We start from the raw sequence: 24,124 nt of genomic DNA on the forward strand, positions 1-24,124 counted from the left end.
AGGGGAACTATTGTGTCTGACAAGATACTTTTTGTAGACGACGAGCCGTGTGTTTTGGAAGGCTATGAGCGGCTATTGCGCAGAGAATTTCATGTGCATGTTGCTTTGGGTGGAGAGCTAGGGTTGCAGGCGGTCCAGGGAAAGGGGCCATATGCCGTTGTGGTCTCGGATATGAGAATGCCTGGGATGAATGGTGCTGAGTTTTTAGCGCAGGTGCGCGAAATAGCGCCGAATACTGTAAGGATGTTGCTAACAGGCCATGCAGACGTAAATGCCGCGATTGATGCTGTGAATAAAGGAAACATTCTGCGTTTTCTGACAAAGCCTTGCGAAAAGGAAGTTTTGATGGAGGCTCTGAATTTGGGGCTAGCCCAATATCGTTCGATAAACGAGGAGAAAGATCTTGTCAGAAAAGCAAAGGTAATAGAGCATGCCACATCGGTTCGCAGCAATAAGGATATCTGCCAATGGGACAATTTTGAGGGACCAACCGGCTTGCCAGGGCCTTCGCAAGCCAAGGCATATTTAGCTCCACGGCTTGGAGCTGATCGTCAATGCTATATCGTGCTGCTCAAATTTACGGCCTTACGGACCTTGGAGGAGCGTTACGGGGAAGAGGCTTTTGGCGATTATCTGAATGTAGAGGCCCAATATTTGATGCAGGCATTGCGCTCAGATGATCGGTTGTTCCACTGGGGCCGGGATATTCTCATGGCGGTACTCCATCGGCAGATCTCTCTAGCATCTGTGCGGACAGAACTCTATCGTTTGACGGCAGGGAATCGAGAGCATGCACTAGAGATCAACGGAAGAAGAGTAATGGTTACAAATACAACGGTATTCGATGTACTTCCTGCATTTGAGTTTGCATCTCTCGATGATATCCTGTTGGCCTTTGATCCCAAATTGACGTCTTAGTTTGTGTCATACTGCTTCATCTTTAGCGTTTATTGCCGAGTTGAACCGGTGTTGTATGATCAGTGGCGTTTAAAACAAAAGTGTGTCGGACAAGGTTCCTCCTTTCGTCAGAACGGCGGAAGCACAAACTGGAATTGCCGCGAAACAAGCCACCTCGTTTCCCCAAAATATCGTGGTTACGGCTGCTGAATCTGCTTATGGAATCGGTCCGTTCATTGTGTGATTCTTGCGCTTGCAAATTCATATGGACGAGATCAGCTGTGCTGCAATGCGGACTGCGTGATTCCTCGAAAAGGATTCTGCTTGCTTCTCCCCTTCGCGTTTGAATATCATAATGATGAGTGAGGTAGTATCGCGTAAAGGCATTTGAGTTGTTGCCATCATCGGTGACGGCTATGCGGCGTGAAGCCGCGTAAGGAATCCTCTGTTTGGGAATTCCGGCGCACTCCATACTACGTTGAACGTAGCCGGTATTGGGCAAGAATGTGGGCTGGCAAATCATGAATACCAATATTCCGTTACGGTCAATACTCTTATCTACGAATATTTCCGACATTGAATGGCTTCTTCCTTTTGTCCGGTCATTGGCAAATGAGAGTGGCGCGGCTATCAAAGTTCTTCATGTGATCACCGGCCTCAATGGTATGACTGTAGATCCGGGTGGGCTCCCTTATTTTTGCCCGGAAGGTGCTGCTGATGCCTTAAAGGATCAGTTGGTGGAGTTTTGTTCAAGTCCCACGGATCCACCTTGCGAAGTATTGATACGTGTCGGAGATCCCGTTTCCGAGATTCTTGCTGTGGCAAAGCAAGTACATGCAGACATGCTTGTGATGGGGACAAGAGGGCATCGAGGAGTTGAGAAATGGATTCTCGGGTCGATTTCTGAAACGGTTCTTCGATCATCACCTATTCCTGTCATCACTGTCGGTCCGAATGCCCGTATGGCCGCGGCTGCAGGAAAGCCTGTGACTTCGTTACTCCTAGCGACAAGTCTAAGAGAAGACGCCTCCGCAAATATTACGCTAGCCTACAAATGGAGTAAGCGACTTCAGGCCCGATTAACGCTTCTGCATGTAGTGAAGGAAGACGGAAGAAAAGACAAACTCCTGGAGATACAGGCATGCGAGGACAAGCTCAAGTCGCTACTCCAGGGAATAGGCTGCAAAGACGGAGAGGTGGAAATCAGGATTTGCAGTGGGAAACCTACTAAGGCCATTCTCTCAGCCTCAGCTTGTGTCCATGCCGTTATTCTGGGGGCCAACTCCAATCCAGGATTGGGGCGATTGGCTCCAGAGGGTACGTCCTATCAGGTTCTTCTTGATGCCCGCTGTCCTGTCATAACGCTTCACAATTAAATAAGGCTTATCCATTTGTTCGCATACCAGTGGCGTGTCATCTCATCGCGAGAGATGACACGCCGCTAGAGCATTCTCATGCCCGTTTAATTATCGATTGGCGTTTGGCAATTTATTGCAAACTGGAGCTCGATAGACCTGTCTTTGAAGTTGTTGGCTTGAAGAGAAACCTTCACCTCTATCTGTCAGCGGCATGCATCGATGCAGGTATGATCCAAGGCCTCCCCTTGCCAGATTGGGGCCAGCCGCTGTTTGAAATGCTCAGTTATATATTCCGAATAATTCTATCTTGTTTCTTACCCCCGATGATGACCGACAAACGATAGCTATATTTTCTTGCAGGCACCTCTGAGCGCAAACGTGGCTAAAGGTTCCGCGTCTAATAGATGTGGCCTTGTTCGTTATGTGAGCCAATACACATCGTAATCGTCGATCTCACCATTTGTCGGATCGTAAATCAAAACACAAATGGTTGTGACAAGAACTTACCCGGATGCGCTGAGGATGAGACTGTTTCTATATCTGTGCTGGATGTTCTCTTAATAAATCGAGAGTACACTGGCTTGTTGCTATTAAATGCCACATCACATCAACCATGATTAACAAGAGCAGGTGAATATAGGATGAGTACCTTCGCAGAAGCTCGACAGCAACAAGTTCAAACATAATCTGGATAAAAGCTGGAAACCTGTCTGGAAAGGATTGGAGGCACTGTTTTCTCCATTCAAACTGTATCTCGTCAAATATTGAATCTTCTAGGATTCATGAGCATTGTAGGAATACAACCAGGAAAGGAATTTCATGTCAGAACCGGCGAAGCTGAGGAAAGCTTTGGAGAATATATCGGGAGCAGAAGAGCTAGGTGAACTTGCCCTTGATATGCGTTGGTCCTGGAGTCACGCTTCCGACACATTATGGGGAAGAATTGATCCTGAGCTATGGGAAATTACGCATAACCCGTGGGTTATCTTTCAAACGGCTTCTCCTTCGAAATTGCGGACTCTCTTGAATGACAAAGCTTTCAAAGATGAGGTTGACAGACTTCGAGAGATGCAACTGAAGGCCGGCACCTCTATAGAAGGAGCTGATACATCAGCATGGTTTCAGCAGTCTCAGCATACGTCGAAGCTCAGCTGCGTCGCGTATTTCAGCATGGAATTCGGATTGAGCGAAGCCCTACCCATCTATTCCGGAGGATTGGGGAATGTCGCAGGCGATCAGTTAAAGGCTGCCAGCGATCTCGGTGTACCGGTGATTGGCGTTGGGCTCCTTTACCAGCAGGGGTATTTCCGTCAAATCATCGAGGCCGATGGTTCACAGAGAGCTGTCTATCCATACAATGATCCATCACAGATACCGGTTTTGCCTTTGCGTGACAGTACAGGGGAATGGTTGAGGGTCCGTGTTCAACTTCCTGGCTACGCCGTTTGGTTAAGGACCTGGGAGGTCAGAGTAGGGCGAGTTAGATTGCTTCTTCTCGATAGCAACGATCCTGCTAATCCTCCGGCCTATCGAGGTGTAACGAGTGAGTTGTATGGTGGCGGGACGGAATTACGTCTTCAGCAGGAGATTGTTCTTGGGCTGATCGGATACCGCATGCTGCATATTCTTGGTATACATCCCGAGGTCTGCCATCTGAATGAAGGGCATGCTGGATTCGCGGTCTTTGAACGTGCTCGCGTATTTATGGAGGAATCCGGCCTGTCGTTTGAAGAGGCGTTGTTAGCCACGCGGGCAGGGAATCTCTTTACTACCCACACGCCTGTAGAAGCCGGTATCGATCGTTTTCCTGCATCTCTTGTCGAAAACTATCTGCGGGAATATGCGACCGAGCTCTTGCATATTGATGTCAAAGATCTGCTGGCCATGGGGCGGAGTAATCCGGGAGATCCCAATGAGCCGTTCAACATGGCCTATCTTGGAATCAGGGGCTGTGGTGCAGTAAACGGAGTAAGCCAACTGCATGCCGAAGTCAGCCGAAAAATGTTCAGTAACTTGTTCCCAAGATGGCCTATTGCAGAGGTCCCTGTAGCTTGTGTTACGAATGGCGTGCATGTGCCTAGCTGGGATTCGAGTGTATCGGACGATTTATGGACGAAGGCCTGCGGTGCTGACCGATGGCGTCAAAATCTTGGAGACGTAGAATCCCGGATTCGTACGGCCTCCGATGAAGATCTATGGAGAATGCGATGTGCCAATCGAAAGCATCTTGTCGAAGAGGTGAGGCGTCGTCATCGGAGACAAGAGCACTCTATTGGACATTGGTCAGAACCAGAACGCGGCGTTGAAGATATCTTCGATCCAAATATCCTGACGCTGGGCTTTGCCCGTCGGTTTGCGACCTACAAGCGTCCAAATCTTCTTCTCCGTGATCCCGATCGTCTGATTCGTATTTTGACCTCCGCTCAAAATCCAGTACAGCTGGTTGTCGCAGGAAAGGCTCATCCTCAGGATAGGGACGGGCAGGCGATGATTCAGCAATGGGTTCAGTTTGCTCGCAGGAGTGAGGTTCGTGCACATGTCGTTTTTCTTAGTGACTATGATATGAGCCTCGCAGAAGAGCTTGTGCAAGGTGTAGACGTCTGGATCAATACTCCTCGCCGTCCTTGGGAAGCATGTGGGACAAGTGGAATGAAAGTGTTGGTTAACGGAGGGTTGAATCTGTCCTCTTTGGATGGCTGGTGGGCCGAAGCTTATGATCCGTCGCTCGGCTGGAAGGTCGGAGATCATCAGAGCTATAGGAATGAATCGGAACAGGACGTTGAAGAGGCGGATCAGTTGTATTCAATCCTTGAAAACGAGGTAATTCCTCTCTTCTATCGCCGCGATTCTTCAGCTGTTCCTTCTGATTGGGTTGCCATGATGAGAGAAAGTATGGCACGCCTCACCGGTCAATACTCAGCAAATCGCAGCGTGCGTGAATATACGGAGAAGTTCTATTTACCCGCAGCCAACGTTTACAGGCAGCGCACTCAGAACAAAGGAGAATTAGCCGTCAAAATACGCAGATGGCAATCTGCATTGCACTCCCACTGGAAAGAAATACATTTCCATAGAGCAGATTCCTGTGAACAGAATGGCAGTTTATTCATTCGTGCACAGGTTTACTTAGGTGCTATTCCGGCGGAACACATTCGCGTCGAAGCCTTTGCGGAGAATCCTGAAGGTGCTCCATCGATTACAGAGATGGTTCCTGTCTCAGAGTTGGTCGGTGTAACCGGCGGATTCATTTTCCAAGCAGAGCTTCCAAATTCAAGACCGGCTAGCGATTACACGATCCGTATCGTGAGCAATCTCGATACACTGGCCACTCCGCTTGAAGAGCCAATGGTTTTGTGGCAACACTAGAGCTTGTGAGAGTATTTGCTGGATACATGGATAGACCGCTTCACTAAAAATGCGTCCGTCCAAGAGGGTCTGAGCGCGGTTTTTCCGCCAAGAAGAGCCGCGCTTAGCATCTCACTCCGGTTCTTAAGAAACGGAGTGAGCGGGGGCTTCATCGGGCGGAAAGCATCGCTATTTCGTCTCGACAGGCTTTTTATCTGCCAAAGACAAATTGATGACATCTTCGTGACATCTTTGTTCCTGCTTTCTATCTACTCTAGTTTCGAGAGGGAGAGATGGCGGGCGATATCTATTCTGCAGAAACCTGGAATTCAAGTTTCGGAGATTTTAATCCAGACTTAGCTGATTCCTTATCTATTCCGGTAGGCTCTGTGCGATACCGCATTGCCAAACGAGCACTGGATATATTTCTTGCCATTCTGCTTCTTCCCGTTATTCTTCCTGTTCTCTTGATACTGGCGGTTTTCATAAAGTTCACCTCCCCAGGACCAATTTTTTATAGACAGACGCGAATCGGGCAGTATGGACGGCCATTTCGTCTGTGGAAGCTGAGAACCATGTGGACGAACAGTGAGACGATGCTGGCTCTTTATCTCTCACAGAACCCCGAGGCGGCAACACAGTGGAACCGACAATACAAATTACGAAATGATCCAAGGGTGACACCTTTTGGCCATTTCTTGCGAAGAACAAGTCTGGACGAAATTCCTCAGCTATTCAATGTTTTACGAGGCGAAATGAGTTTCGTGGGCCCACGGCCGGTTATCGATGCCGAAATGTCCCGTTACGGTGGAGGCTTGAAGCTTTGTCTCTCCGCAAAACCTGGACTGACGGGGCTCTGGCAAGTGCGTGGACGTGGAAGGGTTCAATATGAAGTTCGTGTTTCTCTAGATTTGGAATATGTAAGTACCTGGTCTCTTGGAAGGGATCTCATACTGATCCTCAAAACCTTTCCTGCTGTGTGGAGTGCAGAAGGGGCATTCTGATGTGGACGAAAAACAGCGCCAGATGGCCCCTTTCATCAAGGAAGCGACCACGGATCGCAATAGCTCACCACTGGTTTGTCACATGGGGTGGCGGTGAGAAGGTGGTTGAAAATCTAGCCGAGATTTTTCCATCGGCAGATATCTTCACGCTTCTTAGTGATCGCCAGATTCTCCCTTCAAGACTCCTCAACCATCGTATATCCGAATCCTTTCTGCAAAAGATTCCTGGGGCGAGGAAGTTTCACCGCCACCTTTTACCTCTTTATCCCATTGCCACAAAACGGTTGGATTTGACTGACTACGATTTGGTTATAAGCTCTGATAGTGGACCCATAAAAGGAGTGAAAACAAGCCCAGGCAGCATCCATATTTGCTACTGTCACTCACCGATGCGGTATTTGTGGGATCAATACAACTCATATGCTTCTGCCATGAAGGGTGTTACTCGGCCTCTGTTCGAACAAGTTGCTCCTCGCGTGAGGGAATGGGACTTTTTAGCCGCGCAGAAGGTTACTCATTTCTTGGCGAATTCTCGATTTGTAGCGCAGCGCATCCACCAATATTACAGGCGGGAAAGTAAGGTGGTCTATCCCGGTATCGATACCTCACGGGGATGGATTTCAGGAGAAATTGGCGACAGCTATCTGTTCGTCGGGCGCCTGGTTGAATACAAAAGGGTAGATCTATTAATCGAGGCCTGTAATAGATCGGGCCGTAAGCTTCGCATCGTCGGCACGGGTCCAGAGGAGAGGCGCCTTCGAAGTATGGCGGGTAATACGATAACCTTCTTGGGCTATCTGGATACTCCGAGTTTATGGCGTGAGTATGCAAGATGTAAGGCATTTCTTTTTGCGGCTGAGGAAGATTGCGGCATCGCACCACTGGAGGCCCAATCGTGCGGCCGGCCCGTTATTGCCTATGGGAAAGGAGGTTCTCTTGAAACGGTTGCCGCTTGGGAGGAGGGGGTCTCACCATCACAGAAGGATGTTTCAGGCATCTTCTTTTATCAGCAAACCGCGACTGCCATTGAATCAGCAATACGTACGTTCGAAAAGATAGAGAACATCTTTTCTCCTGAGGTGATTCAATTACGTGCACGTTCCTTTGATACTTCGCATTTTGTTGCGAAGATTCATGAGTTTTTATACACGGTCGCTCCGCACATTATGGAATTCGGAGCCTGAAATCATGCTCGGCCCGGCTGTGTGTCTGGACGCCCGCTGGTTGAGAAGCGGCATCGGCAGATATACTCACGGAATACTGCGAAATATCAAAAGGCATCTTCCGGATGTTGATTTCTGGTGTGTGGCTAACACCTCGTCACGCAATTCGGTCAGTCAATTCTGTGACAAAGTTTTGCTTGCGGATACTGAGATCTATACTCTTTCGGAGCAGCTAGTAGTACCTTGGCTCGCTCGGCAGGCGGATATCTTTCATGCTCCTCACTACAATGCTCCCATTGCCTGGTCCAAAAAGTTGGTTGTTACCATTCATGACCTGAATCACATCCTGGATGCTCGATATCGTAATACCTGGAAATCTAAAATCTATTCGCAGCCGCTGCTTAAATATATATCCCATCGTGCAGACCGCATTATTACTGTCTCTGAGTATTCTCGTACAAAGATCATGGAACACTTGCATGTCGAGAGTGAGCGAATATCTGTCATCGGTTGTTCCGTGGCTCCTGTCTTTCATCCTCTAGGGGAAGAGGAGATTTCGATGCAGCTCCGTGCTTATTTCAATGAAGTGAGACCGTATTGTCTATTCGTCGGAGACATGCGTTCGAATAAGAATCTCCCTCTTCTTTTGCGCGCTTTATCTCTGTTTCGTATGAGGCGCAAAGAAGTTCCAAGAATTGTTTTTGCGGGAGGAGATAACTGCGGCTGGGAGAAGCTCTTTGCTCTGGCGGCGGAGCTTGGTGTTTCCAACGATATACTTTGGTTGCCTACTGTCTCCGATGATGTGCTTGTGGCTCTATATGGAGGAGCTGAGATGACGATTATGCCGTCATTGGAAGAGGGCTTTGGCCTGCCTGTCATTGAGTCAATGAGTTGTGGCACTCCCGTACTTTGTGCCAACGCTGCTTCTCTACCAGAGATAGCTGGTGGTGCAGCGCTGCTATTTGACCCATACTCGCCTGAAGATCTGTTTACAAAAATCGAGCATGTATTGGATTCAACGGAAGTGCAGCAGAGGATGATATCACTTGGACTTAAGCGAGCATCTTCATTCACGGTGGAGAAGCAGGCCATCTTGCATTCTCAGGTTTATTGTGAACTTCTTGGCATCTAGACAACTCGAACAGCGTGTGTATTACGGATGTGGGTCCTAGAAGAGGTATCCAATGAGACGTCCGGCAAAGCTGGCGATATAAAAAAGCGATCTTTGAGAGCGGCCTCGAAATAACGAGTAAAAAGCACCACCCAGAGCGCGCATACATGTTCTAAGAACCTGGTTAGTTGAGTATTGATGCTTTTTTAGCAGATGGCCAAAGCCGCTTCCATAGAAGAAGCCTCTTGCCAAGTCCAACCGCGCCTGTCTCGGATCTCGATTAGGATGATGTACAAACAGGTTGTGCTCGTACCATCCTCGTTTGCCGGCTGCCAATAATCGAAGTCCGTAGTCCGTGTCCTCTCCTGAACCATAAAACCCGGAAGAACCTAAGCCAAGATTTTCATCGAAAGGTCCAATCACCCGAGCAGCAGAAGCTCGGACGAAGAGACCGAATGAGATACATGCGCCGAGGACATTACTCCGATTGACTTCTCCTGAGAATCGCGGCCATCTGGCTGATGAGAGTTTCATCTGTTCGTCACGTGCACAACAGAGTAAGAAATCATGGTCGTATTCATCAAACCAGGCGGAAATATCGTTCAGCAGTCCATCCGGATACCAGCAGTCATCGTCGGGAAAGGCTAGAATCTCTCCCTTGGCATGGAGCGTGCCCAGGTTGCGTGCGCGCGAGAGCCCTTTACTTGATCGTAGCCAGACGTAGGGAAAAGGAAGATGCATCGCCTCAAGCATGGAAAGAAGACGGCAATCGGAATTCTGATCGATGAAAATTACTTCAAATGAGTCAAAGTGTTGGCATGCTAGAGAGCGTAGGAGAGGTTCCATTTCCCGGGTTCGTCCTAGCGTGGCCACGATGAGCGAGAAACGAGGGCTGTCGGCACTCATCTTGCGGCTCCTTCCGTAGCAGGCAGAATGGCTGCTGTCGAACTTCTTTGCAGCGATAGCGTGAGGAGCATAGCCAACAACAGAACGATGTATGAAATATCTGTTGCCCAGGCTGCTCCGAAAGCATGCCAGTGGGGAAGCAGGTACAGATTCAAGACGATATTGGTGATCATGGCCGAAGTAGTTGAGATCAATACTCTTCGTGAAAGCCCCCAGGCTATCATCGCATTGCAGAGATAGGAAGTAACGAAATCGAGTGGGAGAATAATGAGCAATATGCGCAGCAGTGGATAGGAGGAAAGGAACTCCTGGCCATAGAAGAGCACCAAAAGACGTGGTGCAACAATGTTCAGAAGGACGGCCAGGAAGGCTCCGCATAAAAAGAGCACCAATAGCTGTCGTTTGAGCGAGAGCAGAGTACGCTTCTCGGGAGATTGCTTTGCCAGTATCGGGAAAAGACTTTGAGTCAATAGATAGTAGACGGCCAGTAACATGAGAATGAGGCGATAGGCGGCATTGTAGAGTCCAACATCATGGCTGCTGGAGTATGCACCCAACAGAATAAGGTCGATGTTATTAAAGGCTTGGTTGAAAAGAAGAGCCAGTCCCATCGAGAGTGAAGCACGCCAGCTGATCTGCCTCTGAAGTTCCAAATCATCCCGTCTACAATTCTCCGATATAGGTAAGAAAGCCTTCCCCCATAATCTCCATAGCAGATAAGCTGCACCCAGGTACCCGCCTGCATTTCCAATGGCAATTGCTATGACGTCCATGTTTGAGCAGAGTACGAGTGACACGCTTATCAGAAGGGTTAGGAGGGAAGCAGAGGCCCTCCATATCGACATCCATCGAAACGCCTTTAACCCCCATGCCAACCAGTCGAGTGAAAAGGCATATCCGGCCATAGAAAGAGCGAAGAGTGAAACAAGTTTTCGAGCGTCATGAGGGATTGGACCAAATTGTCCATAGAGAAATCCGGCAGTGACCACCAAGACCATCATGTATATGCGTTTTTTTTGAATGCCTCGCAAAATTGCAATCACCTGCTCAGGGTTATCTGCTATCAGCCGGGCGCCGATATGACGAAGTCCTAGATCAATTCCCAACATGAGATAGAGAGCTAATCCTTGAGCAAGCGCAAAAGCACCTGTAGTTGCTACTCCAAACCTGTGGCTGACAAATATGAGGAGCAGAAGATTGCAGAGACGGGATACTCCTTCGCCCATAGCGAGGGAAAATAACGAGGGGAAAAGCGCGAGAATCTTCCTATGTAGGCTGTCGAACAAGACCGCCTCCATTCAGGGCATAGGTCTGTCGGGTGTGCATGTTGCAATACAAAGCCGCAATTGCGAGAAATGCGCTTTCCCATTTCCAGTTTGATTGAAGACTATTAGCCAGCAGGAGACCAAGAAATAACGCTGCTCCAGGGATTCCACTGTGCCGCCATAGCGTAACGAGAAAGAGTACACACCCGGCTGCAATCAAGGTGAAGCCTGCCACGCCCCATTCGGAGAGAATCTCCATTATGGAGAACTGCATGGTTACGGAAGCAGGGAAGTATCCCGTTTCCGCTGCATACTCTCCATACCTTCCCGGTCCGAGTCCGAAAAGAGTCATTGGGGGTTCGGAGGTAAGAAGCGTAAGTGCATAACGGGTGTGAAAAGTGCGTTCCCCGATACTGCTTCCATTGATGTACAGTGCGGATGAGGTGCCGGCAAATTGCTGACCTTTTACAGATATCGACCGAATGACCAGGCCAGAGGCGAGGGCCAAGGCCAAGAGAAGAATGGGCCAGAAGTACCAGGACTTTTGTCGATTCAGCGAAGGTAGTGCCAGGCCTAGTCCCAGCGCTGCTCCCAGAAGCACCTGGTCTGTTAAGGACAAAACTGTTCCGAGGATGGAAACCCAGATTCCTAGTTTGATAAGAAATGATTTGTACCCACGTCGCCATCCGCACAATAGGACGATTGTTGCGGAGAACATGAATAATCCAAAAGGCGGCGCTTCTATAAAGAGTCCGCCCATGCGAGGAACGGGAAAGCCATCTACCCAGATTGCCTGACGTAAGTAATAGATGCGTGCATATGTTATGGTTGTTGCATTTGCGGGAAGCTGTCCAAGAACAATTCCGTACAGGTACAGGCCGGAAATCAAAGCGAGAATGACAGCTGCAGCCGTGCAGCGGAAAACCATTTTGGGATTCTGATAGAGAAACCAACATCCAGCAATGGTCCAGACTAGAAGCAGCCAATAGCGGATAGGCTCACGCACAATGTCATAAAGCAACGGCGTCGGACGCAAGAGAAGCCCGGAGATCATGGCGGGCACAATTGCAATAGCTAGTCCTACGCCCCAGAGGAAGGCCGGCCGCAGCTTATCGGAAAGAAGCTCTCCCCAGCGTGGCAATAGAAGCAGAAAAGCCATTGTTCCCAAAAGCAAACTAGGATCAATCCATAGGGTATTCTCCAGACCTAGCAACGACTTTGTCGCATAGCTCACAGGCATCAAAGTGATTGCTGTGCCAAAGAGTGTATCTGCTGTCTTCATAGCTGGGCTTTTGCTGCCAATTCTGCGCGAATTTCTGCTATACGGCGACTATTGTCTGGCTGGGCTGCCGCTACTTTCCATGTCTCACGGAGAATTGCTATACCGCAGCCGAAGAAAAAGAAGAGTACCAATGACAAGAGAATAAGCAGTATCCGAGGTGGCCATGTCTTCTTGCGAACTGGAATTGCATGATCGACAATCTGTATCAACGGAGGAGACTTGGCCTCGTCGACGCGTGCAATCTCATATTGCTTTGACAAAAGTTCATTGAGTGCTTCATGGTAACGGAGATCGCGGACCTTTCGTAGATACTCAAGGCCAGCTTGCGGAGCTTTAGACGTTGGAACAAGACTATTTTCTGAAAGGTTCGCGCTGCTACCTTTCTCGAGTTTTTCTCGCTGCTGTCGCAGAGCTGCGATTTGTGTTTCAAGATTGAGCACAGTGCTATTCTCTCCGGTCGCAATCGAGCGCAGCGATTGAAGTTGCACCTCACGGCTGGTGATTTCGGCGCTTAGCTGGGCTATTGAACGCAATGTCAGGGCTGTTTGGCTGCCTAGCTCAAGGATGCCGGTTTTTTCCTGCAACTGTTCCAGCGCCGTCTCGGCATTTGCGAGCAGTGGACGCTCTTCCGCCAACTGCTGCTCGAAAAAGACTCTTCGTTGCGAGGCTTCCGTCAGAGCCAGTCGTTTGTTTTGTTGATACAAGGACTCCGCATATCCATTTGCCATATCTGCAGCGCGCTGTGGATCGTGATCGTCGACGGAAATGCGAATAAGCCAGCCCCTGGTCGCTTCTATTCGTGTGTGGCGTGCGAGAGCTTTCCAAGTGCTGATTGGATTTGAAGTGTGGTAAACATGCTCGAGATGAAATTTACCAATTAGTTCATCTGCGACCGTACGGCTATTGAGAATTCCAATATAGGTATCTTGCGATGACCTTACGGAGAGTCCACCCTCCATTCCGCCCAAGCTCAGATTGGAGAGCATGCTGATTTGCCCAAGCAATGCCGTTGACAGCGAAGAGGATTGCTGTGGCGGGAGAATGATGGCAGTTGATGTATAGCTTGCGGGAACAATAAAGACGACCAGCGTAGTCAAAAGCGCAGCTCCTAGACTGCAATAGGCAATGAGTAGACGCTGCCGTACGAGCATCAAGACAAATTCCAGAACATGTCTCTTCACTGGGGCTTCTGTCGCAAAGCCGCTATGGTCGAATGAGGATGAAAGCTGATTCTGATCCATATTCTTCCTCACCGAATCACGTTAACCGCGGCTGCTCCGAGAGCAAACTGCGAGAAGATCGAAGACCAATCGGTCAGGCCCCGCAATAGCGTAGATTTGTTGATCTTTTCCGGAACGACGATGGCATCGCCGGGATTCAATCTGGCTGATTGCAACGATCCCTGATGACGAACATGCGAACTTGTGCTGATCACTGAGCCATCCGCGCGTATGACAAACATGCGGCTTCCGTCTGCATTTCTGGTAAATCCTCCCGCCAGATCGAGATAATCTTTCGTGTGAGAAGAGGCTTTATATAAAAATGAGTTCTGGTCGTACACCGCTCCGATGACAGAGATATTTGATGGGATGGATGGGACAAGGAAGGCGTCTCCGTCCTCCAGCGGAATATCGGGAATGTCGGCAGAATTGCTTGCGTCCGGGCCTATCCCCAAAACAATTCTCCCGGTTGCCTTCAACTGCCGAAGCTTTGTTATCAGTGTTCGTTGACTTTCAATTGTAGCTGCGGTAACAGCGGCTTCCGCAGGGGTAATGACAGATCCCGACTTGTTTGCGGCTGCTCGTTGAATGTCTGCGTCGAGACGAGTTGCATAGTCATCTAGTCTGGCCTGCTGCTGTATCCGTGTTGATTCACGGGAAAACGTAGATCCGTACAAATATGCCTGAGATGTGAGCCCCCCGGCACGCTCTACAAGTTGGCGTAAGGTTTCTCCCGGATGAACACTATAAACACCAGAAGACTGGAACTCTCCTTCCAGTCGAACGAGCTTTGTTTGCCGTTGTTGCGGAACCAGAAAATCTGCCTGAGAAAAGATTGTGACGATATCTCCCGGATGAAGTTCCATGTTCTCTTTGTCATCTCCCTGTAGAACTAAACGACCAAGATGAAACGGGAACAGAGAGCTTGTCAGGTCATTTTTGTTCAGACGTTCCACGACCGCATAATCCCAATCAATCGTTGGGGTGGTGGGGCCAACGTGATTCTTGTCGGAAACAGCAGATATCGGTTCCTTTGTGGCGTCATCTGGCTTTGCCTCGTCATAGCTGGAAGAAGGGGCTAGCTTATTGAGATGCTGCGTTGCCATTGCCTCCGGTGTTGTGGTCTTTGAATCGGAAATAGAAACCTTGTCTGCTATTGGCTCCGATAGCGGTTGACCTAAAGAGTTATGCTGCTTCCAGTATTGCCGGGTTAGGAGAGATTCTTTGTTAGGAATCAAGTCGCGAATCCGCATTCCAGGATGCCAGGCAAAACGGCCAGGATTAGCGACGTTTCCTCGCAGGGTGACAGCATTGTTGTATTTGGGAACGACGGAACGTATCCAGAGAATATCCCCATCCTGAAGTTTTGTTTGAAGACCGCTGCCACTAAGGGGGACGTCTTCTACATGTTGTCCATCCTGTCCGTTGAAACGCTCTAGTTGTGCAAATTGATCGGTTGCCAGAGCAGTGAGACCTCCCTCCATGTCAAGCAGACCTCCCATCGTTTCACCATGCTTGATCTCGTAGATCGCTGGTTCGTCTACACTGCCAGCGAGGGCAATTCGAGGTCCTGCAGGTGGAATGTAGATGATGTCTCCCGGCAGGATACTGATATCTGACGACCGGTCACCTTTCAGCAAAAGCCCGTATAAATCTACTTCGGCTACAACTCGTGAATTTCGTTTTAGCTGGATCCTGCGCATCGATCCGGATGCACTTGGACCACCTGCAGCAAACAGAGCGTTGACAACAGTGCTAAGGGAACTAATGGTGTAGGTGCCAGGCCTTCTCGCCTTTCCAACCACAAAGACCTGTACCGAGCGCAGATGCCCCATCTCGACACTCAGATGAAAACGTTGAAAGACACGTCCAATCTCTGAGGTGAGAAAATCATTGGCATCCGCGAAGCGAATTCCGGAGACTTGTATCTGCCCCACGTTGGGGATGTAGATATAGCCGCTTCGATCAACCGTTCGGCGCAAATTGAAAGTGATACTGCCCCAGGATCTCAGTAACAATTCATCCCCAGGACCGATCACGTAATTTGAAGGGACCGGGGCATCAGCTAGTGGTGCAAAAGTAGAGGGGACATCGAGGAAAAGGCTGCTTCCATAGAGAGGTAGCATTTTGCCGAGAGAACCCTCTACGAACCTCTGAAATTCTGTCGGGAGTTCGGGAGGAAAGGTCTGATGTTGCACCGTACTGGGGAACGATTCTCTGGACGTTGGCTGCGGTGCTAGCCTTTCCTGGCGGTCGTCGTTGCTAAAGTCAAAGCGATAGATGCTGTCGTCAGTCCTATTAGGAACTGTGGATGTGACAGAATTTTGTCCTGATAAGGTATTTGCACATGCAGGATCGAAGACGGCAGCAGGTGTTGAACAGTTTGGAAGTGGGGAAATCTGGCTATTATCTGGGCCATTGTTGATTCTTCCCTGTTGGGTCTGCGCTTCTGCTATTTCAGGGATACCACTCAGCACCAATGTCAATATCAGCAGCATACCCGGCAATTTTCGATTCATCTGAAACACTCGGACTTACTCCTCGATCCAAGAAGGTCGTAAGCCAACGATAGCCAACTTTCTGTGGCGTAGAAAGGGGAGAATGGTGGAGTGACAAAACAATGACAACTCCCTGACAAGGAGCATATGAGGACGTTTCTATACTGCAGGAGTAATGATCTTCTAGCTTGCTTTGCTACCTTGCAGCCCTCCGATCTTAAAACATGAATGGCGAATTAAGCAGAGTTCTAGAGTCTTGAGGAGTAGAGAAAATGACGCGATTACGATGGATATTAGCGTGCCTGATGCTGATGCCCTCACTTCTATCTGCACAAGAGGGTGACATTAAGCAGAACAGTGCCGGATATATCCCAGTTATATCCGGAGGTATGGGATATGTCACAAATGTCAACGGGGGAATCAAGAGTCTTGAGCCTCAGATTAATCCCGTGTTACTTCTGCCTTTGGGCAGACATTTCGAAATCGAATCACGTACCGAATTTACCGGGTTCTTTCAACGAAAAGACCAAAATAAAGGCCCCTATAGTGGAAAGGTCTTCAAAACCGTTGAATTTGCTGAACTAAACTGGCTGGCTGATTCCCATGTAAATGTTGTCCTTGGAAAATATCTTCTGCCCTTCGGTATGTACAACGAGCGCCTCGGTCCATTCTGGATTCGCAATATGCAGGATTTTCCAATTACTGCCTCTATTGGAACCAGGACAAGTGGTGCCGGCGATGGCTTCATGCTTCGAGGTATGGCAACAGAACATCCTGGATGGAGCATTCAATATGCCAGCTATTTTTCGGCGCGGAGTGGCATTAATCAGCTTGGCGCCGCGAGAACTGCTGGCGGAGATGTGAGTGTCTATTTCCCCAATAAGCGTTTGGAGGTGGGTACTTCCTACCAAAGATTTCTTCAGAAAAAAGAGATCAATTCTGAAGCCGTTTACCTGTCGTGGCAACCACATGCTGTCCCAGTGGATGTGAAGGCGGAATTCGATCAAAGCTACTATGGGCGAGGCTATTGGCTTGAGTCGGCATACATGCTAAGTCAGGTTCCCAAGGGAAGGCGTTTCTTCGAGCACCTGCAGGTAGCTGCACGGATGCAGCAATTCTATGCACAGCACGGCGGAGGAAACTCACTTCCGTCCGCCGACACGCAGAAGTTTGATTTTGAAATGAACTACTACTTGAGAGATAACCTACGGCTGGTATCCAGCTATGGTCGCCAATTTAGCTCACAAGGCAATCTCAATGCTTGGAATATTGGATTTACACATCGCTTTTTGTGGCCGCTGTGGCCGGGGAGGAAATAAGTGAAACTTCGCGATATGCGCTTGAGTGCCCTTGCCCTTATGGTGCTGGCAATTGCTGGCTCACTTTTGTCTATTACCAAGATTTGTTTTGCTAGTGATAAGCCAGCGGCTACAGCAGCCAAGGCTCCAATTGATTATCAAGCAGAAGGGGAACGGCTATTCGTCGCTCATTGCTCGAGATGCCACATGGCTCCGACGAGCATCTCCCCCCGGATTACAGGTACGGTGCTAAACCACATGCGGGTAAGGGCAAAGCTGTCGAATCGTGATGAGCAAATCCTGCTGAAATTTATGGCTCCATAAGCATTATCTTGGCCTGATGTATGCCTCGGTATGGTTGTTTCGAAACTCCAAAATTTTTTCCAATAAGGTGAACGTAGACATGTTATTCCGTATAGCTAGCGCGGCAGTTATTGTGGGCCTGTTGTCTTCCTTTGCAGGTGTGGGGAGTGCGGAGCCGTCCATCCAGACGATCACGATCAAAGCAAAAAGGTTCTCCTTTTCCCCTTCGGAGATTGCCTTGAAAAAGGGCGAACCGGTAAAACTTTCCCTTACTTCAGACGATGTTCCTCATAGCTTGGTAATAAAGGAACTTAACGTCAACGCAAATATCGCTAAAGGGCATTCAACTGAAGTGACCGTTACTCCGGGACAAACCGGGGATTTCAAAGGTGTCTGCGGTCGGTTCTGCGGCATGGGACATGGTTCGATGCGGCTTATTGTGCATGTTACGGATAAATGATATGAAAAATTCCTTGTTCTCATCCGTGGTGCTTGCGTTCGCTACTTGTTTCAGTGGTTGCAAAGCGGCGCCTCCGAAGAAGGTAGAAACCGCTACCGTACAGTGGGTTAAACACCATGTCACGGTCAGGGGTAAGAAAGTTACGAATCCTTTGCCCTCAACTGCGGAGAACATAGAGGCTGGCCGCCATGTGTTTGGCTACTACTGCGTAGTGTGTCATGGACGGGACGGACAAAACACGGGCGTTCCTTTTGCCGCAAGTATGTCTCCTCCAGTTCCATCGCTTGCCTCGAAAGAAGTTCAAAGCTATTCGGATGGACAGCTGAAATGGATTATCGATAGCGGAATCTTCCCTTCGGGAATGCCTGCTTCAAAAGGAATGCTGGGTGATGACGAAATGTGGCAGATGATTCTGTATATTCGTCATCTCCCTAAAGCTGGAAGTCTTGGCGAACCGCGAGCTTATAGCGGAGAGGAATACCCTGAGGAACCCGAGGCCAAAGGGCGCTAGTTCCTTGGAACAGGGTAAATATTCAGAGTGATTTGACGGCTGGTTTCCAGCCGTCATTTTTGTTGTTGATCAACTTTACTCGGGTCAGTGTAATGTAACGAGCAAACGCAATTGCGACAAATAGGATCTGTGGCAACATTAAGGTTTGCACGAAAGCGCAACGCCTCTTTATTGTTCAACACTTCCAGGAGAGTCGAGTCCTTCAGATTGCCGATCGGTGGATGAAAAAAACATGGACGTACTGTTCCGTCAGCTTCGATGACGGAAGAGACCCAGGGCGCGTTACAGAGAGGCGCTACTGCTGGTACCAAGCCAATCCGGCTACGAAATTGGTCAGCGATGCGGTGTAATTTTTCCGGGTTCTCCTTAATGAAATGGCTCGAGAAAATCTCCGGCTGCTCACGCGCAAGCTTGTCGATAGAAGAAGTAAGAGCGTCAATCTCTTTCTCATCCAAGTGAATTGTCGATTTTCTTGCACTATTCCATCCATCAAGGCGGTTAAATGCCACTGAGGTGGTATCTGCAGCGAGGAAGGAAATGGAATCTAATTTTAGTTGTTTCGCAGTTTCGACAACTTCTGCCAGCACGTTGTAATTCGACTTTTGAATAGTACACCGGGCGTGAATCGGCATAGCCGGATTTTGATGCCGGACAGCCATAACTCCTTCCTGCAGGAGTGCAAAGGCATCTGGAATCCGGCGAATTGTATTATGGACCGACGGTGGGCCGTCCAGGGAAACGATGATATCCTCTACTCCGTTGGCGACAAGCGCAGCGAAGTTTCGCAAGAGCAATCCAGTTGAGAGCAAAGTGATCCGAATCCCTTCCGCTCTGAGAAGGGACAAGATTTCTTCAATACCATCGTGGAGAAGAGGCTCTCCGCCGGAAAGAACTACCCAACGTACCCCTAAAAGGCGGATCGATGCAAGATGCGGTTCAAGATCGGTACGCTGTAGCTGTCGCGTTTCACGTATCTTCCAGATGTCGCACATTATGCATCGACAATTGCAGCGATTGTGAGGATATAAAATAAGTATAGGCAACTGCTCAATCTTCTGTTTATTGCACTGCTCTTCGGTGAGATTGAGAGTGGTATTGATTGAAGGAATGACTATTGCGGTCAATTTAGTATTCTCCTTCCCTCAAGTGCGCAAAGACCATTTCCGTTGTGCTCAACTTCCCTGATAAAGCTACGAACAGGTGCAGGCAGAAGACGCTTGATCGAACCGATCTGTACTTCTTCCAGATGATAACGAAGACTGAGCGGTACACGTGGAGCAAACTCGGTTGAAAGCAGCATGACTTGGCCATTTACAAGTACACATTCAATATTCTCAAAGGTGGAGCTGAGTAAAGTTTCGGCAGGTGATTTGCCCTTATCACGGATTGCAATGATATTTGCCGGGGTTCCCAACGCGAGACTACCATGGTTAGGATTGAGGCGCAGAGAGGTGGCAGCTCGCGTTGTAACCATTTCGTAGAGAAGGTTCGGAGAAATTCTGCTTGTATCGTATGCAAAGCTCATCTCGTCGAGGAGGTCCCCCGTTGCGGTCAGTGGCGAGTCACTACCAAGACTCAAAAATGGATAGCTAGCAGTCGTTTCGGGACAGAGTGTCCTGCCAAGTGTGAAAATGTTTGAAGAAGGACACCAGACAAGGGAAACTCCAGCTGATTCCAGTACTCGCAGATCCGCTTCTTTCGTTCCGACGGCATGAATCAGGACTAATCGTTCGCTCAGAGGAAGATGATGGGTTAGCCGTTTGAAGTCCAGGAAGGTTTCTGAATCTGTTCCTTCTGCGAAATGGATAAGGAAAGGCCAATCGGGAGTTGTTTGCGAAAAGCGGCGTTCGGCATCCTTTGGGTCTTCCAGAGAGTGCGCCCATCCGTATTCCGACACCACATGTACTGGGAAATCGGTTTCAAAGACTTCCTTCAGATAGGGATTATGATGAGCTACGGTTGTAACTCCGCAAAGCAGGTTACGCAATCCTCCGAACCATAGTCGAATGGCCTTCGGAATGGAGAGCAGTTCGCAAAGTGGAGAGTCATTTGGGTGATAGATGTCATCCGCCCATTTTTGCCAGTTCGGATAGGTGCCATTTCCCAGGCGAGGGAAGAGTCCGAATTCTAGATGGTCATGCGCATTGATAAGCCCGGGGAGCAAGAGGTATCCCGACATGTCGAGATATGGGGTAGCGCGTTGCCGTGGTATTCCGTATTGAATTTGGCCTTTCTGAATCAGGAGATCCTTTGGCATCCTGTCGTTGGCACTCAGCGCAATATGTCCTCCGAAAATTTGAAGGTCTGTTTGGATGCGATTCATTTTCAATTCCGGGCAAGGATTTGGAACGATCCTTTTGTCAATCCCAGGATGTAGATTGCAGGGAATTCTTGGGCTGTAGAGAACAGATCTTCGCGTTGAGCACGAAGAAAGATAGTGTGTTCGGAGTCTCCAAAATATGGCTCCCTGGAGAATCTCATTGAAAAGCCTGCATTGACCAGAGTACAGCGCAAGTCAGTGAGCGTGTAGGCACAAGTTTCTATTTCATAGGTAGACTCTTGCATTCTAAAAGTAGTGCGCCAGCCACGTGAACGTGCCTCTGGATGCAGATCGGATAGTACGACGGTACCTCCTGGTCGAAGCACTCGATAAATCTCTTTAATCAGGACATCATGCAATTGCACATATGAGAGCAGAAAGGATGCGATTACAAAATCCACGCTTTCACTGGGAAGAGGCAACGTATTTGCATCGGCCAGATGTAATTTGACAGACTGAGAGCAAGTTCTATGGGCAACTTCCAGCATTGCTGATGAACTATCGATCCCACGTATGGAGGCTGCCCCTAGAATATCAAGCTTGCGTAACCATCTTCCTGTTCCGCAGCCTACGTCCAGAGCATCCTGTATACGCACATTTGCGAGATCTGGTAGAAGAATGCGCTCTTCTAACGCGATCAACGGATTATCCGTTGTGTCGTACGTACTAGCCCAGTGCTGGTATGCCTCTTTCGGATTCAGTACTGCGACAGGCCTGCTCATATGCTCTCCACCTTCGGCTTGCGTAGTTGTATCCAGCGATGTGCAAGTTTTAGTTCTGCGGGAAAACCATAGATGTGGGTTAGATAGCGCCAGGAGCTAAGTGCTTTCAATAGGCTTCTGCTCCATTTGGGAGCGCGGATGTCTTGTACTGTGGGCCATCGGCATGCAACCACAGTTTCAAAGTTATCTATTAACTTACGTGTTCTTGTTTTCATCCATGGTGTCGCAGGATTGACCCTGATAGTGAAGTCATACCAGCGGGGAGTTGCCCATTCTTCTGGAGTGAGAGGAAAGTCGATTTTACCCTCGATATCCCCATACATTTTCTCTCGTTGTGGGACGGGGGTGTAGTGCTGAATAATGATCTCGGATGAGGGATTCAGCCGTTTGATTTTACGAACAAATGCCAAGGTTTCATGCGTATCTAGTTCTGGAGCATTGGGATTGCCGATTACAAAAGAGAACTCCGGAATTATGTTGTAATCTCGAATCCGCTTTGCCACCTCTAGGGTTTCTGCTGTCGTAATTCCCTTATTCATTTCCTTCAGAGCCCAATCTGATCCGGATTCTGCTCCGAAGAAGATCATTGCGCAGCCTGCTTTGCGGACGAGTTCCCATGTACTATCGGAATAACGGCTCATAATATCGACACGGCCTTCACACCACCAGCGAAGCTTTAGCGGTATAAGCCGTTCCATTAGTTCGCGGGTATGATCTTCCCTCATGAAGAAGTTCATGTCGTAGAACTGCACCCCATCTATGGCGTATTGTTCGATCAGGTGCCGAAGGATCGCTTCCGTTCTGGCCGGAGACTCCATCTTCTGACGGTTGCCAAACGCAGGTCCTATTCCGCAAAAGCGGCATTTGAAGGGACAGCCTATACTCGCCTGGTGAGCAGCTGTGCGTTTGCCAAAATAAGAAGGACGCAGATATTGCTCTACAGGAATACTGTGGAAAGGGCTCCAGGGAAATGCGTCAGGGCCGAGCATCGGCCTTTCCTGGTTGTAGCGATGGACTCCACCAGGGCCTTTGTAGCTCACTCCTGCAACTGAAGAGATATCTCGTTGACCTCGTACTACTTCGATCAGTTCGAGTAAGGTGTGCTCTCCCTGTCCTCTGACAGCATAGTCGACATAGGGAGCATTTAACGTTGCGTCGGGATAGATGGAAGGGAAGTAGCCTCCCCAAACGATTGGAACTTGGGGGAATCTGCTGCGTAGCTGTTTGCATGAGTTCATAGCTGCAACCATCTGCGGCCCGGGCATGACGCTTACACCTAAGAGCTCTACGTCAAAACTCTGAATAAGTTGCGAAATCGTTCTATCCGGATCTGTATCCAGATTCCCATCGACAATCCGGTATTCTTCTTTCCCTTCTAAAACTGCTGCAAGTGCCAATATCGATAGAGGGAAGCGGCGATTCGCCGGACGTGTAGCACGAGGATAATAGAGAATGATCATACTTCTCTCACCTGTCCGAGATAGATATAGAATTTGGACGGTTCTCGCTGGCCTTTGATTTTTGCTTTCCATGGCCGCAAGGCCCAGCTTAGTCCATACCAGGGACGGTATATCTTCCAATCGATGTTTAGGTCTTCCCAAGATTCGATCATCGATGGAGTCAGAAAATCCTGACTCAAGTTGTGTTGAGAGTGGAAGCCGAACTTTTGTTCAAAGTTTATGCGTCGCTCCGCCTGCATGAGTTTGCCACTCTTGTGATCGTTATAGGTCGGAGAGTCAATAATTAGGATCTTGCCTCGCTTCGTCAGGCAACGCAATGCCTCGGAAAGCGTCCTTCGATAATCGAAAGAATAGTGAAAGGAAGCATTGAAGACTACAAGATCGAATTGGCCCGCAGAGAAAGGGAGGCAATCCATCGACGCCTGAACACGGGGGAAGGATCGGAAGAGCACTGGCTGATAATGACGCGCAGCTTCCAGCCCATCCCACGGGTTTGTTGAAAGATCGACGGCCCAAGGATAATGATTGCGCAAGGCAAGGCGATAGCTGAGCCACCCATTTCCTGCTCCGATATCGAGAATGCGAAGCCCCTGAGGTTGTTCTGCTTCGATTTGCGGAAGGATATGTTCTTCGAGAGTACGATAGCTCTTTGCCCTAATCTTCCATTGCCACTGGAAACGGCCAGTGAGGTCACAAAAGGGAAGTGCCAGGTAGAATGCTGCCTGCTTCGATCCGCGTCCTTCAAGCCGGCGAATTCCTTCATACTCACGCAGGAACGCTGCGTGAAACCCCATCTGTTTTGGAGTAAGTGTTCTCCAAACACCTCGAATCTTCTCGATGCGAAATCTGCAATGTGGACATACCAGAAGATCCGAAGCAGAACCGGAGTCATACATCTGGCTCTTTCCCTGGAGATGGTTGCAATGAGGGCATTGAAAGCTAATGCTTTCCTCAACTGCGGGTTGGATATTCGTGCAGATAGCCAGTTCGGCAGCAGACAT

The 24,124-nt window shown here is 49.1% G+C and carries 20 protein-coding genes; 10 read left to right on the forward strand and 10 right to left on the reverse strand.

Annotation, left to right across the window (positions count from 1 at the left end; translation table 11 throughout):
• The first annotated feature begins 12 nt into the window (after nt 1-12).
• The 6 genes from AC6I7T_RS33100 to AC6I7T_RS33125 all read left to right on the forward strand — a co-directional run bounded on the left by AC6I7T_RS33100 (nt 13) and on the right by AC6I7T_RS33125 (nt 8,899).
• Nucleotides 13-918 (forward strand): response regulator, encoded by a 906-nt coding sequence (locus AC6I7T_RS33100; protein WP_497795007.1) that lies wholly within the window; start codon nt 13-15, stop codon nt 916-918.
• Nucleotides 919-1,418: 500 nt separating this feature from the next.
• Complete coding sequence (locus AC6I7T_RS33105) at nt 1,419-2,273, forward strand: universal stress protein (RefSeq protein ID WP_497795008.1); 855 nt, start codon at nt 1,419-1,421, stop codon at nt 2,271-2,273.
• An 801-nt stretch (nt 2,274-3,074) separates the two neighbouring features.
• Nucleotides 3,075-5,621: an alpha-glucan family phosphorylase gene (gene glgP, locus AC6I7T_RS33110; RefSeq protein WP_497795009.1), complete on the forward strand. Its 2,547-nt coding sequence runs from the start codon at nt 3,075-3,077 to the stop codon at nt 5,619-5,621.
• A gap of 272 nt (nt 5,622-5,893) precedes the next feature.
• Nucleotides 5,894-6,604, forward strand: a complete 711-nt coding sequence (locus tag AC6I7T_RS33115) for a sugar transferase (RefSeq protein WP_497795011.1) — start codon at nt 5,894-5,896, stop codon at nt 6,602-6,604.
• Nucleotides 6,604-7,788 (forward strand): glycosyltransferase, encoded by a 1,185-nt coding sequence (locus AC6I7T_RS33120; RefSeq protein WP_497795012.1) that lies wholly within the window; start codon nt 6,604-6,606, stop codon nt 7,786-7,788. The genes AC6I7T_RS33115 and AC6I7T_RS33120 overlap by 1 nt, the downstream gene beginning before the upstream one ends.
• Nucleotides 7,789-7,792: 4 nt before the next feature.
• Entirely contained in the window at nt 7,793-8,899 is a 1,107-nt protein-coding gene (locus tag AC6I7T_RS33125) for a glycosyltransferase family 4 protein (RefSeq protein WP_497795013.1), read from the forward strand.
• A gap of 36 nt (nt 8,900-8,935) precedes the next feature.
• Here AC6I7T_RS33125 and AC6I7T_RS33130 read toward each other — a convergent pair whose 3' ends face one another.
• Genes AC6I7T_RS33130 through AC6I7T_RS33150 form a run of 5 tightly spaced genes read right to left on the reverse strand, consistent with a single transcriptional unit; the run spans nt 8,936 to nt 16,070 of the window.
• Complete coding sequence (locus AC6I7T_RS33130) at nt 8,936-9,784, reverse strand: glycosyltransferase family 2 protein (RefSeq protein WP_497795015.1); 849 nt, start codon at nt 9,782-9,784, stop codon at nt 8,936-8,938.
• Nucleotides 9,781-11,070 carry an oligosaccharide flippase family protein gene (locus tag AC6I7T_RS33135; protein WP_497795017.1) on the reverse strand — a complete coding sequence of 430 codons (1,290 nt, stop codon included), beginning with the start codon at nt 11,068-11,070 and terminating at the stop codon, nt 9,781-9,783. Before AC6I7T_RS33135 ends, AC6I7T_RS33130 begins: the two co-directional genes overlap by 4 nt.
• Complete coding sequence (locus AC6I7T_RS33140; RefSeq protein WP_497795018.1) at nt 11,051-12,331, reverse strand: hypothetical protein; 1,281 nt, start codon at nt 12,329-12,331, stop codon at nt 11,051-11,053. The genes AC6I7T_RS33135 and AC6I7T_RS33140 overlap by 20 nt, the downstream gene beginning before the upstream one ends.
• Nucleotides 12,328-13,572, reverse strand: a complete 1,245-nt coding sequence (locus AC6I7T_RS33145) for a GumC family protein (protein ID WP_497795019.1) — start codon at nt 13,570-13,572, stop codon at nt 12,328-12,330. Before AC6I7T_RS33145 ends, AC6I7T_RS33140 begins: the two co-directional genes overlap by 4 nt.
• An 8-nt stretch (nt 13,573-13,580) precedes the next feature.
• Nucleotides 13,581-16,070, reverse strand: coding sequence for an SLBB domain-containing protein (locus AC6I7T_RS33150; protein WP_497795020.1), 2,490 nt, complete (start codon nt 16,068-16,070; stop codon nt 13,581-13,583).
• A 251-nt stretch (nt 16,071-16,321) separates the two neighbouring features.
• Here AC6I7T_RS33150 and AC6I7T_RS33155 point away from each other — a divergent pair, with 251 nt between their 5' ends.
• The 4 genes from AC6I7T_RS33155 to AC6I7T_RS33170 all read left to right on the forward strand — a co-directional run bounded on the left by AC6I7T_RS33155 (nt 16,322) and on the right by AC6I7T_RS33170 (nt 18,621).
• Nucleotides 16,322-17,368 carry a hypothetical protein gene (locus AC6I7T_RS33155; protein WP_497795021.1) on the forward strand — a complete coding sequence of 349 codons (1,047 nt, stop codon included), beginning with the start codon at nt 16,322-16,324 and terminating at the stop codon, nt 17,366-17,368.
• Nucleotides 17,369-17,671, forward strand: coding sequence for a hypothetical protein (locus tag AC6I7T_RS33160; protein WP_497795022.1), 303 nt, complete (start codon nt 17,369-17,371; stop codon nt 17,669-17,671).
• Between the two features lie 79 nt (nt 17,672-17,750).
• Nucleotides 17,751-18,110 (forward strand): cupredoxin domain-containing protein, encoded by a 360-nt coding sequence (locus AC6I7T_RS33165; RefSeq protein ID WP_497795023.1) that lies wholly within the window; start codon nt 17,751-17,753, stop codon nt 18,108-18,110.
• Nucleotide 18,111: 1 nt separating this feature from the next.
• The gene (locus AC6I7T_RS33170; RefSeq protein WP_497795024.1) at nt 18,112-18,621 is read left to right on the forward strand and encodes a c-type cytochrome; all 510 of its coding nucleotides are present in this window, start codon (nt 18,112-18,114) and stop codon (nt 18,619-18,621) included.
• A 53-nt stretch (nt 18,622-18,674) separates the two neighbouring features.
• On the opposite strand, the gene AC6I7T_RS33175 is transcribed toward AC6I7T_RS33170, so the two are convergent.
• Genes AC6I7T_RS33175 through AC6I7T_RS33195 form a run of 5 tightly spaced genes read right to left on the reverse strand, consistent with a single transcriptional unit; the run spans nt 18,675 to nt 24,124 of the window.
• Nucleotides 18,675-19,745: a radical SAM protein gene (locus tag AC6I7T_RS33175; protein ID WP_497795026.1), complete on the reverse strand. Its 1,071-nt coding sequence runs from the start codon at nt 19,743-19,745 to the stop codon at nt 18,675-18,677.
• Entirely contained in the window at nt 19,742-20,944 is a 1,203-nt protein-coding gene (locus tag AC6I7T_RS33180) for an amidohydrolase family protein (RefSeq protein ID WP_497795028.1), read from the reverse strand. Before AC6I7T_RS33180 ends, AC6I7T_RS33175 begins: the two co-directional genes overlap by 4 nt.
• A gap of 2 nt (nt 20,945-20,946) precedes the next feature.
• A complete protein-coding gene (locus tag AC6I7T_RS33185; RefSeq protein ID WP_497795029.1) occupies nt 20,947-21,663 on the reverse strand; it encodes a class I SAM-dependent methyltransferase in 717 nt (238 codons plus the stop codon).
• Nucleotides 21,660-23,123 (reverse strand): B12-binding domain-containing radical SAM protein, encoded by a 1,464-nt coding sequence (locus AC6I7T_RS33190; RefSeq protein WP_497795031.1) that lies wholly within the window; start codon nt 23,121-23,123, stop codon nt 21,660-21,662. The genes AC6I7T_RS33185 and AC6I7T_RS33190 overlap by 4 nt, the downstream gene beginning before the upstream one ends.
• Complete coding sequence (locus tag AC6I7T_RS33195) at nt 23,120-24,124, reverse strand: class I SAM-dependent methyltransferase (RefSeq protein ID WP_497795032.1); 1,005 nt, start codon at nt 24,122-24,124, stop codon at nt 23,120-23,122. The genes AC6I7T_RS33190 and AC6I7T_RS33195 overlap by 4 nt, the downstream gene beginning before the upstream one ends.

The organism is Humiphilus diazotrophicus (genome assembly GCF_059726315.1).